Origin of the sequence: Leeia speluncae (assembly GCF_020564625.1) — a bacterium.
Taxonomy (GTDB): domain Bacteria; phylum Pseudomonadota; class Gammaproteobacteria; order Burkholderiales; family Leeiaceae; genus Leeia; species Leeia speluncae.
The window spans coordinates 527,581-543,438 of sequence record NZ_JAJBZT010000002.1; the positions used below are offsets into that span (position 1 = coordinate 527,581).

A 15,858-nucleotide genomic window follows, 5' to 3' on the forward strand; every position below is an offset into this window, starting at 1 on the left:
AGTGAACTACTGTTTACTTTTCAATTACTTAGCGAGGTTGGTGGTGGTGGTTGTAGGTGGTTTTTGTCACGATTTCCGCCAATTGTGTGATGTTGGTGTGCGGAAATCGTGACAGATGAAGTTGGTGTTATCTGAAGGTGTCTGGGTCGATTTGATATTTTGCGAGTTTGTCGTAAAACGTTTTCCGGGGGATTTGGAGGGCTTGTGCCGCTTCCGTTACTTGCCCATTTGCTGCTTTCAGGCTATCGATAATTCGGCTTTTCTCGAATTGTGCGACTTGCTCGGGCAGGCTTTGCGATGCGGCATAATCTGCTTGCTGGGTTTGCATCGGCGCACTAGCCAAGCCTAAACAAAAACGCTCGGCCGCGTGTTTGAGTTCTCTGACATTGCCAGGCCAATCGTGTGCTTCCCACGTTTCATATTGCTGGCCACTAATGGCAGGTGCTGGTTTACCAAAACGGTTAGCTGCTTCTTTGACAAACTGTGTAGCGAGCAAAGAAATGTCGTTCTTACGATCGCGTAAGGCGGGTAGGCGAATCGTGGCGACATTGAGCCGATAATACAAATCCGCCCGGAATTGCCCTTGGTCTGCCGCTAGTTTGAGATCAGTCTTGGTGGCGGCAACAACGCGTAAATCAATTTGCACGGCTAGGTTGCTGCCTAACCGTTCTAGCTCGTGCATTTGCAAGACGCGCAGCAGTTTGGCTTGCTGTGCCAGCGGCATGCTTTCGATTTCATCTAAAAATAGCGTGCCTTGATGTGCGTGTTCTAATTTACCAATCCGGCGTTTTTGCGCACCGGTAAAGGCGCCCGCTTCATTTCCAAACATTTCACTTTCAAAAATGCTATCGGGAATGGCCGCACAGTTAATCGAGACAAATGCGCCTTTGCGACCACTTTGACGGTGTAATTCTTGTGCGACTAATTCTTTCCCCGTGCCGGTTTCACCCCAAATCAGAATATCAATCGGGGCGGTGGCCAATTGGCTAATTAGCGTTCTTACTTGGGCAATGGCTGGAGAATCCCCCGTAATGGGAGAGGTTTGCTCTGCCACTCTGGCTTGTAATTGGCGATGCGCAGACAGTAATGCTTGTTGGGCAATCGCTTTTTGGGCTTGGGCAACCAGTAAGGCAGAATGAAAGGGCTTTTCGATAAAGTCGAATGCGCCGCTTCGCATGGCCTCTACCGCGGTGGTGACATCGCCATGGCCGGTAATCAGGATGATGGGTAGATCAGGGTAAGCGTTTTGCAGGGACTGAAGTAGCCACATGCCATCTTTACCTGGCAGGCGCAAATCTGTAATCACCGCTTGTGGAAGTGGGGCGGATTCGCATGCGGCGAATGCGGCTTCTGCATCGGTAAAATGTTGGGTACGAATCCCTGCTAGCATCAAGGCTTGCTGGCAGGCGGTGGCCAGCATGGCATCGTCTTCAATTAAATAAATGAGGGCAGAATCGTTGCTGGCTGTCGGCATATGGTCTTAAATCTCTGTTGCGCTGGGGGAGGCTAAAGGCAAGACCACCATCGCGATGGTGCCTTTTTCTGGGTGATTATATAGCGCAAACTGGCCATTGAAACCCGCAATAATCGCTTGCGTAATCACTAGTCCTAGCCCTAAGCCTTCGCCACTTGGCTTGGTGGTAAAGAAGGGTTCGAATAAACGGGCTTGTACGCGACTATCTAGCCCACTTCCCGTATCTCTTAACGTGATTTGTAGTGTGTTTGCTACTTTGCTGGCCGTGATCTCGATCATTGGTGTGGCTTCTGCTTGCATGGCGTCTAGCGCATTAACCATCAGGTTTACCCATACCTGCGATAGCGGTGTGACTTCGGCCATTACCCATTCTTCATCTAATAAGGCAGGCCACGTCAGAGTAATGGATGCTTGCTGCAGGCGAGGATTCAGAATATTCACCGCGTGGCGTAGGCTCTCGCCAACCAACACGGGTTGGGCGGTAAGCGGGGCTTGTCTTGCAAATAGCTTTAGTTGCTTGGTGAGATCGCTCATTCTTTCTGCGGTAATTGAAATCAGTTCTAGGTTTTGTTGCGCCATATCGGGCTGATTTCTCGCAAGAAAGGTATTGGCATTGTCTGCCAAAGCCATTAACGCGGCCAATGGCTGATTAATTTCATGAGCCAGCCCGCTAGATAATTGGCCTAAGAGCGCCATCTTCGCCATCTGAACCGATTTTTCTTGGGCATCTTGCCACTGTTTGCGAGTGGTTTCTAAATCGGCCACTTTTTCTTGTAACTCTTGGTTGGTGCTTGCTAATTGATGAGTTTGGGTGGCAATGGCTTCGTTTAATCGTGCCGCTTCATTTTTACGGTAGCGCATGGTCTGCAAACGTTCTAGCCGGTAAATAATGGCAAAGCCAATTAAAAATAGCCCCAGCCCAAGGAGTGCCGCTTGCTGGATTGCGGCATCTGACGCGGTTTTTAGATTACTCACCCACAGCATTTTCCAGCCCAGTACGCCGACAGGCTCGGCTAACAGCTGATAGTTGCCCTCTTTTAACCCTTTGGGCTGTAACGCTAATGAGCCAGATTGCCAATCTGTTTCCACCAAGGTGCGGTTGGCCCAAGCGGGTAGATGGTCGCTTGGGTATTGTTTGGCGCGGTTCGCCTCTGCCTGCTGTGATTGGGTCAGCGGATGCAGCGCCGCATAAGACCAACTATCGATCGAGGTTAAGCAAATCACCCCATTCCGATCGACCACAAATAACGATTGCCCGGATTCTCGCAGTTGCGTCTCAAAGCTATCTAAGATGGTTTTTACCACCGCCACGCCAATAATTTGGCCATTGTCTTTAACTGGGTAGGCCAAGTAATAACCCGGAATATGGCTAGTGGTGCCCATGCCATAAAAACGCGATAACTTGCCAGCCAATGCTTCTTGATAATACGGACGATAATCAAACCGGCGGCCTACAAAGCTAGCCGCTTCGCCTGCATTACTCGCGGCAATGGTCATCCCTCGGGTATCGAGTAAATACGCATCGGATAAACCGGTAATCTGGCGAAACCCTTTTAACGATTGGTTGGCCGATTGAATGAGGCCGCTTTGGGTTGGTGTCTGCAGGGCTAGTTTTAAACTAGGATCACGCGCCAATAATTGGGGAAACTGATCTAAACGAGAGAGTAGGGTGCTAAGACTTTGCCGATAAAAGCGTAATTGCAAACTCGCATAGTGCCGCGCGTCATCTGCTTTTTGTTGAGAGATCAGTAAGTACGCAAAGGCAGATACCACCCCAACTGCGACAAGTAGCAACAATAAACGCACCCTCACCAAGGTAAGGGGAAATGCGCTAGCAGATGGGGAAGAAGGCATAAGCAAGGAAAGCCATTAAACAAGGACAAAGTGGCCATATTATAGGCGATAGCCGATTAGCTACTCAGATTTTCCGCTACACCAAACCACAACGGGGGCGATTTCAGCCCCCGCATGCGTCGCTTAATAAAGCGCCATCGACTACTTATAGCTTAAAGCGGCTGATAATAGATTGTAGTGAACTAGATAGTGCTTCGAGTTGTGCGACGGAATCTGCCACTTCATCAACTGCATTACTATTTTGCTGCACCATGCTGCTAATTTGCTCGATATTCTGAGCAATATCAGTACTTGCGGCGGCCTGTTCTTTGGTCGCATTGGCAATATCCGATACGCCATGAATGAGTTTGCTGGTTTCACCATGGACGGTACTAATGGCCGCTGCTGCTTTATCAGATAACGCCACCCCTTGGTCTACCTGTTCACGCGTACTTTGCATGCTGGTGCTGGCATTCTGAATTTCGCCTCTAATGCCAGACACAATGGTGCCAATCTCAATAGTCGCCTGAGAGGTTCTGGCGGCTAGTTTGCGTACTTCGTCTGCCACAACCGCGAAGCCTCTACCCATCTCCCCTGCGCGGGCAGCCTCAATCGCAGCGTTTAAGGCCAGCAAGTTAGTTTGTTCGGCAATGTCTTTAATCACCTGCACAATGGTATCTACTTGCTGAGACTGCACCCCAAGTTTCGACATGGTATCGGCCATGATATTAATGCTTTGATTAATCTGCCCGATTTCCGCCGCTACTTCACGCACCAGTTGCTCGCCAGCAGAGGTAGCTTTACCGGTTTCGGCTGCGCTGTTTTCAAAGTCTCTTGTTGTGTCTGCAATGTACTGAATACTGACCGTTACTTCTTCGACACTGGCAGCCGTTGACGTTGCCGCCTCTGCCTGTTGGGCAGAACCGTGTTTTACTTGTTGGGCAGAATGATGCAAGCGCACCGCCGCCTCTCCCACTGCATGACTTTGCTCCCGCACATCGATAAACATCTGACGCAGGCTATCCATTAAGCGGTTAAACGCCTTGGCGGTACGGCCAATTTCATCATTCGAGCTAATCTCTAAACGGCGAGTCAGGTCCCCGTGTCCATCGGTGAGGCCTTCCATGGCTTTGGCTAGCACCGAAAGTGGCTGGGTTAATCGGCTAAGTAAAATTGCCAACATCACAATAATGCCAATACCCGCCAAACTACCAACTAAGATTGCCGCATTACGGGTTTTGCGCGCATTTTCTAAAATGGTATCCATCGGGATATGCACCCCTAATGCCCAATTTTGCCCGCTATCCCCCACCTTCACTGCGCGCCACACTTGTAGCTGATTATCCATTTCTACATCTAACCCCTTGCCAGCGGCAATGGCCTCTAGCGTCCCCGCTGGCAACGATGCTTTCTTCACCTGCTGACCGCGTTCTTTCGGATTATTGGATACCGCAATAATCCCACCCTGAGAAATCAGGCTAACAAAGCCAGTCCCCATTGGATGATAACTACCAACGAGCGACTGCAAGGTGTCTAGAGACATATCCACCGCCCCCACCCCTTGGAACTTGCCATCTTTGTCATGAATCGGCACCGCGAAAGAAGATTCGATGACCTGTTTGCCTTGTACATCGTAAGGATAGGGATCAGTAATCGTGTCTTTATTGCGTTTTTTCGGGACGATGTAAAAATCCCCCCAACCGGCTTCTGTCTCGTAAGCCGGTACAAAATCTTGCGGGTGATCACGGAAGGATTCAAATGCCTTTTGGTGGGCAGGATCATTCATTGTATCTTGCTTGGCTTTACCATCTGCCCCGCCTTTGGTCATGTAAGGCATGTAACGGCCGGTCGGGTCGTGAATTGGCCAATCTAGACGAAACTCATCGTCTTTGGCATCAAATGCATTTGGCTCCCATAGCATCCACATCCCCACGCCATCGGTAAAATTATTTAGTTTTTGGATAATGATGTGATCCATGGTTTTACGGTCGGCCATTTGGTTAGCTTGCAAGCCTTGCGCCGTACTGACTAAATCTTTTGCTACTAAAAAGCCGCTCTGTAACACCCCTTCTACTTGGTGGGTATATGCATCTGCCTGATCTTTTGCGCGCTGCAGGCCAGATTCTCGGGCCGACTCATACACGGAAGAGCCAATTAGGGTTAACGTGCCGGCAAAGCCCGCCGCAATGGCCACACTTGCCGCAATTAATACTTTGCTTCGTAGACTCCAATTTTTCATACTCATGCTTCTCGCCTTATATGCTCACAGGGGAATAGACGGCAAAAGTGATACTCTCTTGCTCGGTATTTATACTTATGCGATCAGTTTACGCCTTTTAACAAACAACTGACTGCCAATTCAGGCAATAAAGTGTTCCACAAACGAACTAGCTGCCCTTTTATTTGTCAATTTTTGTGAACCGAATCGGTTAAACTATCTAGCAATGAAATTTTGGAAATGCACGTCATGAAATCTTTAAAGCGCCTAGTGCTTGCCTCTGCCGCCCTTATCTTAATGGCAGGCTGTAGTAACCAACCTACTGCGCCAGATGTGAACTACACCACGCTCACCAACCAAACCCAATCCTTCAAAAACTTGCAAGGCAAAGTAGTATTGGTAGATTTTTGGGCAACTAGCTGTACCGGTTGTGTAGAAGAAATGGCCGAAATGACGAAAACCTACCAACAATTTAATCCGCGTGGTTACGAGATGGTGGCCGTCGCGATGAGTTACGACCCGCCAGAATACGTGCGAAATTTTGTGGCAACCCGCAAATTACCTTTTAGTGTCACGATGGATAGTGACGGCAGCCTGCAAAAAGCGTTTGGCGAGAAATTTACCGAGATTGTGGCTGTACCAACTACCTTTTTAATCGGAAAAGATGGCAAACTGATCAAGACGTATGTGGGATCGCCTAACTTTACCGAGCTAAGACAAGAAATCGAAAAAGCACTGCAAAGCTAAGCCAACGGTTTTCTGCCTAATGTGCAAACAAGGCAGAAAGGTAAACAGAACAACACAAACGCCCCGTAAGGGGCGTTTCACATGAAACGGACACAAACACCATGCCAATAGAAAAAGAACACTGGCAATGCCTGACAATTGCCCAGCTTAGCAGCCAACAGCTACTAGACATCATGGTCTTACGTAGCCAAATTTTTGTGGTGGAACAAAATTGTGTGTACCAAGACCCAGATCAATACGATGCCCACCCAGAAACCAGACACCTGTTTGCAACAGTAGATGGCAAAGTCGCCGCCTACCTGCGCGTACTTGCCCCTGGTACCACCTACCCATCGGCTAGCCTTGGCCGCGTGGTGGTGGGCGCAGACTACAGAGGAGATGGCCTAGCCAAGCGGCTACTTGCCAGAGGATTGGAAGAACTCTACGCCCTATGGCCAACCGTAGATGTAGAAATTGGCGCACAAACCTACCTGCAAAAATTCTATGCCTCTTTTGGCTTTGAACAAGAAGGAGACGGCTATCTAGAAGACGGCATCCCCCACCTGCATATGAGAAGAAAATTAGCTTATTAAAGTTTTTTTCACAAAACACTTGCCAAAGGTGTACGACTTCTGTAATATCTCATTTCTCCAGACGCGGGGTGGAGCAGTCTGGCAGCTCGTCGGGCTCATAACCCGAAGGTCACAGGTTCGAATCCTGTCCCCGCAACCAGATGTCAACCCCTGATTAGCGAAAGTTAATCAGGGGTTTTGTCTTTTTTAGCTTCCCTTTTGAAAAAGGGGCACTCACTGCGATTTCTAGCAATTAGTTATCTGATGAAAAACCTCGGGTATGCCCGAGGTTAGTTGCTTATTATATATACATGATGCGTATTTATATGGCACATTGTGAATTGTCTGATTGTCTATTATTTAAAAATTAAACTGTTTAGTTGCATTTCCAATTTTTAATTGCATCATCAGGTTTTGTAACGTCAGAACCTAAAATATTAAGGCAATCCATCTTTATTTTCTTTTCATTTGACCCGTCTACATCTCCTTGTTTGGCTACTTTAGCATATTTATTTACCTGAGCTTGATTTGAAACGCCGACAATGAAAGCTGTATGAAATTTAGAAATTTCACAGTGATTATCATCTTTATTTCGCTGAAGTGATAAAAAAACATAATATTTTTGATAATAATATTTATTTAATTAATCAATTAGCTTGTATGTAATTGGTGCAGGAAATAATAGGTTTAAGTCGCGTTTATTGATTTTGAATAATGGACCTTTTTCAGAGACTTGTGTTTTACCTGCTGAAGTAACCTTTCTTTTAATTAAGTGATCCATTGTGATTACACCAGACTCAATTAGAGGTAAAAGCTGCGTTTGAATTGGTTTTTTTGTGTGAATGACTGAGGTCAGCTGAAAGTGTTCAACACTATTTATGAAAACACTTTTTGCACTAATCCAAAATGTCTCAGCATGCTTTTCGAGAAGTCGGTCGCGCAAAAGCTTGCCGGGCCATATAGCTACTGCTTCGCCATCTTTGTGTTTTTCGATTAGCAGATCATTGTGAACATTATAAAAAAATTGAAGTCCTTGACTATTTGGCTTAAGTGCACTGGTTGTGCAATACAGCTTGAAATCTTCACCACGTTGATAACCATATTTATCTAAAATAGCTTCGCTGCTGGATAGGGGGCTGATAGTCCAATCTGCAACTTGGGCAAATAAATTCGAGCGATTTTTTCTTTTTGCTCTGCCTGACTTTATTTCAATGCCTTTATAGTCTGGTTGTTTACTGCTATTAATCTCAATTCCTAGTGCCGTCTCGATCGCACGGCCAATTGCAGTATCGGCATCGACTGTTGATGGAATAGGTGATTTTGAAAGATCTCTTAGCTTGGCTAATAATTCTTCTGCAATACTACTTTGAGATCTCTGGTATTCATTGATGAAACTGCCAATATGATCATCATTTGATATTTGAGCAAAATTGATACGGCTAAAATTAAACAGATATAAAGAATCATTAAGAATAACAATTGCTATTTGCTCTGTTGCATTCGCAAATCCACCTAGCTTAGGGAACCACATACGAGGGTCACCATGCTTGGTAATGGGGCGATATAAACGGACTGTAGTTTCTGTAGTAGATTCAGGTGTAACAAAGAAAGCTCGTTTAACTACTTTGTGCTCCGGCCCTTGTTTTTGTTGGGAAAAACAATGAAAGTCTGCTGCATCAAAATGGGTTCTTACAGGGATCGTTGCATCAAGTATAGATTTGTTTAGACCGGTAATCGTTGGTTCAAACATTGAGAACTCAAGCCCTTTTGATACAAAATAAGCTTGATTTTTTGCGATATTAAATTTTAAATCGGATGGTAAGTCTTCATTTCGTTCTAGCTGATGATCGCTGTCTGTAGCAGCAACATCATCGTCATCCATGAAGTTTCGAGATTGTTTTTTTGCAGGCCGCGTCTTAGCAAGTGATTCTGCTTCTGCTTTTAAAACAGCTTTCCAGTTTGGTTGTTGATATTTTTTTGCGATAACGTCAAGGGCTTCGTGTTGTGAAATCCCTGTGCGTTTTTTGAGTTTTGTGGCTTCTTTGCGTAGGCTACTAGCACTTTTCTTGAGGTCACTCATGACATTTCCTAAAACTTGTGTTGAATTTACTGCCCACAAATAAATTCAAACACTCATTTCAGAAATGGTGAGTATGTACAAGAGATGGCCATGAAGCCTTTACTAGCGTGGGCTGTAGGCCTTCTCAAAGGCCTTTAGTGCATGTAAGTTAGCATAAGGTATAAATAAAGAGAAGTGGGCCACGATATATTTCTATTACTTCGATGACATAAAGTGGCGCAAGCCCTGGACTTTAACTGCGTATGCCTCTAAAATAGCAATCACGATTTGATAGATAGGTAGAAATAAGTGAACTTCATTGAGCTTTTTGCTGGCTGTGGTGGCTTATCACTTGGATTGAAGTCAGAAGGTGGAAATTTGCTTTTGGCAAATGAACTTTCACCAATGGCGGCAGAGACTTATGCCTTTAACTTTTTTAATGAAAACTTACAGGAACCGTTGTTAGCTCAGGAACAGCAAATCACCAATACACGTTGGTTAAGTAGCAGATATGGATTCGATAACTTTGAGGCCAGATTACGAGAAAATCCAAATAATTATCCATCAATTGGAGATGGTATTTCAGAAGTAACCAATGTAAATCCAGAAGACTTAAGAGGTAGTTTAATCGTTGGTAGCATAGTTGAGCTGAACAATTGGTTAGAAACAAGACCGCAAGTAGTGGAGTTATTAAGAACAGGATTTGGTGAAAATGGTCTTGATGTAGTTTCAGGTGGGCCACCATGTCAGAGTTTTAGTATGGCAGGCCTTCGTCGTCAAAATTGTGAGAAGAATACATTACCATGGGAGTTTGCTAAGTTTGCCAACATGGTTAGGCCCAGACTCGTTTTACTTGAAAATGTTTCAGGAATTTTACGTCCATTTAAAGATGATCTAGGAAATCGTTACTATGCGTGGTACGAATTGGCGAAAGCATTTGCTGGTATTGGTTATATACCACTTTGTCTGCATACCAATGCAAAACTTGCTGGTGTCCCTCAAAATCGCCCACGCTTTATTATGATTGGTGTTCGCGATGACGTATTTCAAGAATTAAACCCAACTTTCAACGATGCTGAGAATCAGTTGTTTTCAGACCCTTTCAAGTTCTTCGAACTTATTCAGGCTGGACAGGATGTAGATGTCGGTGACGAACTGATGCGCTATAGAGATGTTACAAAAGCGGAGGATTTGGAACTGTTCCATAATTCATTTTTAATACCGCTAGTTGCACGTAATTATCCTTTTGTATCTGTGGAAAATGCTATTGACGATCTTCGTAATAGACCCGTGGAGAGAGGGGAATTTTCCTTGAGTCTAGATCAAGAATTTAGAGATGTACCGCTCCCTACCCTAGGTGAGATACAAAATCATGAGCTACGAAGAAATAGTGATTTGGTTCGGCGCAGGTTCAGAATCTATCAGGTCTTGTCGCAAGTTGATGGTATTGCAAAGAAAGAGGTGCAGGAAATCTTGAAAGGAACATCAAATCATCTTACTGAACGAAGTTGGCGTCTATTAGCAGATTTTGATTATTTAAATGAAGCAGGTAATTTTGTTCGCTTTGATAACATACATGAGTTTGTTTTATTTCTGAAACAGCATCCTACGAAAAAGCAAACCCAAAAAGCTCTCCTTATAGATCAACCTGCACCTGCTGCACTATCAATTCCAGATGATGCTTGCCACTATCATCACGACGAACTACGTACCCTCACGGTACGTGAAATGGCTAGGATACAATCTTTCCCGGACGCATTTGAGTTTAGATCAAAAGTCACAACAGGTGGTGATCAGCGTCAATATGAAGTACCACAATACACGCAGGTTGGGAATGCGGTACCTCCGTTGCTTGCAAAGGCATTGGGGCAGGTTCTTAACAATTTGCTTCGGAGACTCTGATCAAGTGGAAGTTCGAATTTAATTGATTGAGCAATATACTTCCCACCATCAGAAACTTTGTGTTATAGTGCGCGAACTCAATCAATTATTAACCCCTATTGTGTTAGCTTTTTGGGGTTTGTCTTTCTAGACGATCTTTTTGGGTGTTGTGTGTAACACCCTGCTTGAACATCTGTGGTTTCTTAGCCGAATTTCAGTACAAGTTTAGAAGTTGATCTGTTACGCGATGCGTAGGGGCGCAGTGTGTGCTGCCTTGCGTTTAGCGATCAGATAGAGTTAACCCAAATGCTAGTGGGTAGTTGGCCGGTTGCAGGCGCTACGCTAGCGATATTTACCGGGTGGATGAATGCATAACGGAACAGTGCATTGCCTGGTGTGATGAAAAACATATGTAGTACCCACAAGCCTATGTTGGCATGTGGTAGCAATGGCACCCAGATTCGGTGCCTAAGGAAAAAAATTGAAAGTTAAAGAACTAAAACAGGGTGACCATATCACCCAAGAAGTAAACAACACTAAAGTGTCTTTTGAAGTGCTATCTATTCAACAAATTGGTCGACGTTTTAATGTTACCTTCCGCTCTATTTTGGGCGTAGGTAGTACGTGTTACCAAGGCAATGCATGTGTGCTAATTGCTTAATTAGCAAATAAGAAAAAACGGGGTGTTTACCCCGTTTTTTTTCGTCTAGCGTTTGCGTACCTGCCTATTTTTTGGCAAATAGCTGTTTGGATAATTGTAGAAAAGCGGTGGTGGCCGGGCTGGCGTGGCTAGGGTGTGGAATCGCTAGGCCAATGGTGCGGAAATAATTTACCGAGAGTGGTTTTTTGATGACACCAGGAAATAGCTGCATGATTTCATCTGGCACAGCTAAGTCTGCCACAATGGATACCCCACTCCCCATTTCGACCATTTTGATGATGGTAATAATTTGGGCGTATTTGTGTTTTATATCTGGCCGTAGTTTGGCGTCTTCAAAAATTTGCTCTACAAATTTACCGCTGCCCGCTAGGGTTAAAATGAATGGATCTTTGCATAAGTCTGCTAGTTGAATGGTGGTTTGTTTGGCTAAAGGGTGCTGGGCGGGGATAAGGGCAATTAGGGCATCTTCTATTAACTTGGTGGTATGAAATTGCTCGTTTGGCAATACCACAAAGCCAATGTCTACTTTTCTGTCGCGAATCCATTCTGCTACTTCGTGATCTTTGCCTTCTTCTACGATCACTTCAATACCGGGGTAGCGGGCTTTAAATTTCTCTAAGATTTTGGGTAGTACTTGGATAGAGGTGGAGATCCCCATTGATCCAATCCGAAGCGTACCGCTCTTTACGCCGCGTAAGTCTGCTACTTCTTGCGTTAGCCCTTCTGCAAGGGTAAGTAGCTCATTCGTCCGCACCAATAATTGCTTACCGGTACTAGATAGGCTAATACTTTGCTGGGTGCGGATAAATAATTTCACGTCCCATTCTTTTTCTAATTGCCGGATAGCGTGCGATACCGCCGATTGGCTAATACCTAGCTGATCTGCGGCAGTTGTAAAGCTGCCTAGGGCGGCTACTTTGGCAAAGATAGCCAGTTGGGTAAAGGTCATTATTGCCTGCCTGACATGAGTATTTACTCATTTTACTATGAGAATACATGAGCGGTATGGTGTGCAAATGTAGCGCTACCGATGCGTACCTTGGGGAATGGAATGATAAGTGAACTCATGCTGGCGATTGTGCCAATTGCCTTGCTGATTATCTTGGGTAAGTGCTTAAAGCATTTTGGGGTGCTGGCCGATGCATTTTGGGCGCCAGCTGAAAAATTGGGGTATTACGTTTTACTACCCGCGCTGTTTATCCATGGTTTGGCAACGGCTAATTTATCTGCGTTACCCATTGCGAGCATGGCCTCTGTATTGATACTAAGCACCCTATTGGCTGCCGTGGTGCTGGTTGTTTTACGGCCTTGGATGCCGGTGGATGGCGCGGCATTTACCTCTGTGTTTCAAGGCGGGGTTCGGTTTAATAATTATGTGGGGGTCTCTGCTGCGGTTGGGTTATTTGGAAGTAGTGGCATGGCGCTATCTGCTTTGGTGAATGCAGCCACCGTTCCAACGGTGAATATCTTGTGTGTATTGGTGTTTTCTCGGTTTAGCCAGCAGTTAACTTTTTCGGTTCGCGGGGTGTGTAAGCAATTATTTACCAACCCGCTATTAGTTGCTTGTGTGATTGGCATTGTGTTGCAGGTCACCCATATTGGTTTGCCGTGGGTGTTGACGCCATTATTTAAAACCTTGGGTCAGGCCTCTTTGCCGCTTGGCTTGCTCTGTGTGGGCGCCGCGTTAGATTTTTCTGCGGCTAAACAGTGGGTAATGCCGGTGAGTATTGCTTCGCTGGTGAAGTTTGTGATGATGCCGCTGATGACACTTGGGCTAGGCAAGTACATGGGGCTAACTGGAGTGTCTTTGCAAACGGCGATTTTATTTCAGGCACTGCCAACGGCGTCTTCTGCTTACATTTTGGCGAGAAACTTAGGTGGCGATGCGCCATTAATGGCGGGGATTATTGCGGTGCAGACGTTACTGGCGGCAATTGCCTTGCCAATGGTGATGTGGCTTTTGTGGTGAGGCAGGGGCAAAGCAGATGGGTAACCTGATTTGCCCGACGATTTGCTTAGCGTCTAACCGGTGGGCGCGCTGCGCTTCTTGCGCCTTCGATAAAGCGGAAAATAATACGACCTTTGTTTAGGTCATATGGAGAAAGTTCTAGGGTGACTTTATCACCAGCAATAATGCGGATATGGTTTTTACGCATTTTTCCGGCAGCATACGCAATGAGCGAGTGGCCATTTTCTAGGGTGACTAGGTAACGTGAGTCTGGCAATACTTCGGTGACAGCACCTTGCATTTCCAGTAGTTCTTCTTTTGCCATGTTGATTCCCTTTCGGGGTAGGCGGGGATAATCGCTAGTGGCGATATCTCCAACGTTCTATTGATTGGTTGAATAGAAACGATATTGAGGCACTGCATGTAGGCAGTGTATGAGAGGCTGGTACTAAAAAGGGAAGCATTGGCTTCCCTTTTTTATTCCTTCATCTACACAGGAGATAGAAGAAGGATGATCAACGAATTATAGTACGTTGATGTTAGCAGCTTGAAGGCCTTTAGCGCCTTTAACTACTTCGTAAGTTACTTTCTGGCCTTCAGCTAAGGTTTTGAAACCTTTGCTCTGAATAGCAGAGAAGTGTGCAAATAGGTCTTCGCCACCGTCGTCTTGTTTGATGAAACCGAAACCTTTAGTTTCGTTGAACCATTTTACTGTACCGTTTGCCATCGCTTGATGCTCCGAGACTGATATAAAAATAAGGGCAATGCCCAAGTGTAACGAGATCAAGTAGCCGAGGTAGACATAGGTACAACTGCCGCATCTGCGGATCGTGAGGCCAAACGCACAACAACAAGACTTAACATCGCTGGGGACTGACTGTACGCAGACCGAGCCGGTAAAGCAAGTAATAATCAGTGTTTGTGCGGGGTGTCACACGAAAACAACAGTTAATTGCGCAAGAAGTTTAGATATTTTTCATTTCTAGCCTGTTTTAGGGGGGGGGCAGCACTGCTAAACCGGTCTTTTAAGAACGCTAGCATGACGATCAATTTGGCCTGATGTTGCCGGCCAGGTGGGTAAAGTGCGGTGAGTGGCATGGCTTCGTCCACCCGGAAAGGGGCTAAAACTTCAACCAATCTGCCATCGCTTAATGCAGATTGTAATAAAAAGGCCGATTGGCGAATGATGCCGCCGCCAGCGAGCGCAAGGCTTAATAAAGATTCGGCACTATCTACGCTAATGTTGGCGCTGACATCTATCTGTTGCGTTTCCCCTTCAATGAAGAACGGCCATTGGTCTGCACTTTCTATGTCTGCAACGGTAAGGCATTGATGGTGCGTTAGCTCTGTTGGGTGGGTTGGCTCGCCATATTGGGCTAAATAGGCGGGTGAAGCGCAGACTTTTCTGGGTAGGGTGGCAATCGGGCGGGCGACTAAGTGATCTGCATGCCCGATTGGGCCAAGACGTAGGCCAAGATCAAACCCGTCTGCGGCAATATCCACTAGATGATCGGTAATCGAAATAGCGAGTTGCACATCGGGATATTGCGCCATAAAGGCAGGTAACGCAGGGAGCAGTTGTTGGTTGCCAAAGGCTGTGCCAACGGTAATGCGCAATGTGCCACGGGGGATGTTTTGCCCGTGCCGCATATCGGCTTCAGCACCGGCAAGGTCATCAATAATCCGCTGGGCATGGGCGAGAAAGCGGTCGCCTTCTGCGGTGGTAACGACTTTGCGGGTGCTACGGGCAAATAGTTTGGTGCCTAGCCGTTTTTCTAGACGATCGATCGTCTTTGATAAAGCAGATGCAGTAATGCCTAGCTGATCTGCCGCACGGATAAAGCTACCACTGGCGTGTAATTGCAAGACGGCGAGGAGTTCATTGGTTTGCGTGCTGACCATATTAATGACTTTAATTCATGAATAGATTTCATTTTAGCCTAATTATCTTCTTTGTGATTCTGAATACACTTGGGTTTTGGGTGGGAGAAGGGACTGTGTGTGTTAGTCAATCTATTTCAGTATCACCAATGGGCGAATAAAGCGCTAATTCGCACGTTAGAGGAAAATGAACCCCATTTATCGGTAGAAGATAGCAAGTTAGCTGCACGTTTGTTGCAGCATATTTGGGTGGTGGAAGAGATATTCTGGGGAAATTTACTGCAAATTCCGCATGGCTATACTGCGCTGAATTTGCCTGACACGCCTAGCATGAGTGTGATGGCGGAGCGGCTAGAAGAGAGTGTGCTTCGTTTGTTGGTTTATGTGGAAACGCTTGCGCCGGAGGTATTGATGGAGCGTGTGCCGTTCCGGTTTGTCGATGGGACGCCTGGGGAGATGACGCGGCAGGGGATGCTGATGCATTTGATTATTCACGGGGCTTACCACCGAGGGATGATTGGCCGTCTATTGGCTGGTGCTGGGCGATTACCACCCAAAGATGTGCTGACCTTGTTTCTTCATCCAAATAACACAACTCAGTAAGG

At 46.0% G+C, this 15,858-nt stretch carries 15 protein-coding genes and 1 tRNA gene; 7 read left to right on the forward strand and 9 right to left on the reverse strand.

Features of this window, described 5'->3' with window-relative positions:
- Positions 1–127: 127 nt before the first annotated feature.
- The 3 genes from LIN78_RS05520 to LIN78_RS05530 form a co-directional block, all read right to left on the reverse strand.
- Positions 128–1,474: a sigma-54-dependent transcriptional regulator gene (locus LIN78_RS05520; protein ID WP_227179331.1), complete on the reverse strand. Its 1,347-nt coding sequence runs from the start codon at positions 1,472–1,474 to the stop codon at positions 128–130.
- Positions 1,475–1,480: 6 nt separating this feature from the next.
- Positions 1,481–3,328, reverse strand: a complete 1,848-nt coding sequence (locus LIN78_RS05525; RefSeq protein ID WP_227179334.1) for a sensor histidine kinase — start codon at positions 3,326–3,328, stop codon at positions 1,481–1,483.
- 145 nt (positions 3,329–3,473) lie between these two features.
- Entirely contained in the window at positions 3,474–5,552 is a 2,079-nt protein-coding gene (locus LIN78_RS05530; RefSeq protein WP_227179335.1) for a methyl-accepting chemotaxis protein, read from the reverse strand.
- Positions 5,553–5,774: 222 nt separating this feature from the next.
- On the opposite strand from LIN78_RS05530, the gene LIN78_RS05535 reads away from it, so the two are divergent.
- The 3 genes from LIN78_RS05535 to LIN78_RS05545 all read left to right on the forward strand — a co-directional run bounded on the left by LIN78_RS05535 (position 5,775) and on the right by LIN78_RS05545 (position 6,983).
- Positions 5,775–6,272, forward strand: coding sequence for a TlpA disulfide reductase family protein (locus LIN78_RS05535; RefSeq protein ID WP_227179337.1), 498 nt, complete (start codon positions 5,775–5,777; stop codon positions 6,270–6,272).
- Between the two features lie 101 nt (positions 6,273–6,373).
- Positions 6,374–6,844, forward strand: a complete 471-nt coding sequence (locus LIN78_RS05540; protein ID WP_227179339.1) for a GNAT family N-acetyltransferase — start codon at positions 6,374–6,376, stop codon at positions 6,842–6,844.
- Between the two features lie 62 nt (positions 6,845–6,906).
- Positions 6,907–6,983, forward strand: a tRNA-Met gene (locus tag LIN78_RS05545).
- A 483-nt stretch (positions 6,984–7,466) separates the two neighbouring features.
- On the opposite strand, the gene LIN78_RS05550 is transcribed toward LIN78_RS05545, so the two are convergent.
- Entirely contained in the window at positions 7,467–8,903 is a 1,437-nt protein-coding gene (locus tag LIN78_RS05550) for an MvaI/BcnI family restriction endonuclease (RefSeq protein ID WP_227179341.1), read from the reverse strand.
- A gap of 288 nt (positions 8,904–9,191) precedes the next feature.
- Here LIN78_RS05550 and LIN78_RS05555 point away from each other — a divergent pair, with 288 nt between their 5' ends.
- Positions 9,192–10,784, forward strand: coding sequence for a DNA cytosine methyltransferase (locus LIN78_RS05555; RefSeq protein ID WP_227179343.1), 1,593 nt, complete (start codon positions 9,192–9,194; stop codon positions 10,782–10,784).
- Positions 10,785–11,050: 266 nt separating this feature from the next.
- Here LIN78_RS05555 and LIN78_RS18145 read toward each other — a convergent pair whose 3' ends face one another.
- Positions 11,051–11,173 carry a hypothetical protein gene (locus tag LIN78_RS18145; RefSeq protein ID WP_264474495.1) on the reverse strand — a complete coding sequence of 41 codons (123 nt, stop codon included), beginning with the start codon at positions 11,171–11,173 and terminating at the stop codon, positions 11,051–11,053.
- 71 nt (positions 11,174–11,244) lie between these two features.
- Between LIN78_RS18145 and LIN78_RS05560 the strand changes: the two genes are divergently transcribed.
- Complete coding sequence (locus tag LIN78_RS05560) at positions 11,245–11,424, forward strand: hypothetical protein (protein ID WP_227179345.1); 180 nt, start codon at positions 11,245–11,247, stop codon at positions 11,422–11,424.
- Between the two features lie 64 nt (positions 11,425–11,488).
- On the opposite strand, the gene LIN78_RS05565 is transcribed toward LIN78_RS05560, so the two are convergent.
- Entirely contained in the window at positions 11,489–12,373 is an 885-nt protein-coding gene (locus LIN78_RS05565) for a LysR family transcriptional regulator (protein ID WP_227179347.1), read from the reverse strand.
- A gap of 102 nt (positions 12,374–12,475) precedes the next feature.
- On the opposite strand from LIN78_RS05565, the gene LIN78_RS05570 reads away from it, so the two are divergent.
- Entirely contained in the window at positions 12,476–13,393 is a 918-nt protein-coding gene (locus LIN78_RS05570; protein WP_227179349.1) for an AEC family transporter, read from the forward strand.
- A gap of 46 nt (positions 13,394–13,439) precedes the next feature.
- Here the strand turns inward: LIN78_RS05570 and infA are convergent, their stop codons facing one another.
- The 3 genes from infA to LIN78_RS05585 form a co-directional block, all read right to left on the reverse strand.
- Positions 13,440–13,697, reverse strand: coding sequence for a translation initiation factor IF-1 (infA, locus tag LIN78_RS05575; protein WP_227179351.1), 258 nt, complete (start codon positions 13,695–13,697; stop codon positions 13,440–13,442).
- A gap of 198 nt (positions 13,698–13,895) precedes the next feature.
- Positions 13,896–14,099: a cold-shock protein gene (locus LIN78_RS05580; RefSeq protein WP_227179353.1), complete on the reverse strand. Its 204-nt coding sequence runs from the start codon at positions 14,097–14,099 to the stop codon at positions 13,896–13,898.
- A 221-nt stretch (positions 14,100–14,320) separates the two neighbouring features.
- A complete protein-coding gene (locus tag LIN78_RS05585) occupies positions 14,321–15,274 on the reverse strand; it encodes a LysR family transcriptional regulator (protein ID WP_227179355.1) in 954 nt (317 codons plus the stop codon).
- 99 nt (positions 15,275–15,373) lie between these two features.
- Between LIN78_RS05585 and LIN78_RS05590 the strand changes: the two genes are divergently transcribed.
- Positions 15,374–15,856, forward strand: a complete 483-nt coding sequence (locus LIN78_RS05590) for a DinB family protein (RefSeq protein ID WP_227179357.1) — start codon at positions 15,374–15,376, stop codon at positions 15,854–15,856.
- The last annotated feature ends 2 nt before the right edge of the window (positions 15,857–15,858 follow it).

Bases quoted from the DNA above. Each gene is read 5' to 3' on its own strand.
- LIN78_RS05570 (WP_227179349.1), top strand. From the start codon at position 12,476: ATGATAAGTGAACTCATGCTGGCGATTGTGCCAATTGCCTTGCTGATT.
- LIN78_RS05520 (WP_227179331.1), bottom strand. From the start codon at position 1,474: ATGCCGACAGCCAGCAACGATTCTGCCCTCATTTATTTAATTGAAGAC.
- LIN78_RS05535 (WP_227179337.1), top strand. From the start codon at position 5,775: ATGAAATCTTTAAAGCGCCTAGTGCTTGCCTCTGCCGCCCTTATCTTA.
- infA (WP_227179351.1), bottom strand. From the start codon at position 13,697: ATGGCAAAAGAAGAACTACTGGAAATGCAAGGTGCTGTCACCGAAGTA.
- LIN78_RS05540 (WP_227179339.1), top strand. From the start codon at position 6,374: ATGCCAATAGAAAAAGAACACTGGCAATGCCTGACAATTGCCCAGCTT.
- LIN78_RS05550 (WP_227179341.1), bottom strand. From the start codon at position 8,903: ATGAGTGACCTCAAGAAAAGTGCTAGTAGCCTACGCAAAGAAGCCACA.
- LIN78_RS18145 (WP_264474495.1), bottom strand. From the start codon at position 11,173: ATGTTTTTCATCACACCAGGCAATGCACTGTTCCGTTATGCATTCATC.
- LIN78_RS05565 (WP_227179347.1), bottom strand. From the start codon at position 12,373: ATGACCTTTACCCAACTGGCTATCTTTGCCAAAGTAGCCGCCCTAGGC.
- LIN78_RS05525 (WP_227179334.1), bottom strand. From the start codon at position 3,328: ATGCCTTCTTCCCCATCTGCTAGCGCATTTCCCCTTACCTTGGTGAGG.
- LIN78_RS05580 (WP_227179353.1), bottom strand. From the start codon at position 14,099: ATGGCAAACGGTACAGTAAAATGGTTCAACGAAACTAAAGGTTTCGGT.
- LIN78_RS05530 (WP_227179335.1), bottom strand. From the start codon at position 5,552: ATGAGTATGAAAAATTGGAGTCTACGAAGCAAAGTATTAATTGCGGCA.
- LIN78_RS05585 (WP_227179355.1), bottom strand. From the start codon at position 15,274: ATGGTCAGCACGCAAACCAATGAACTCCTCGCCGTCTTGCAATTACAC.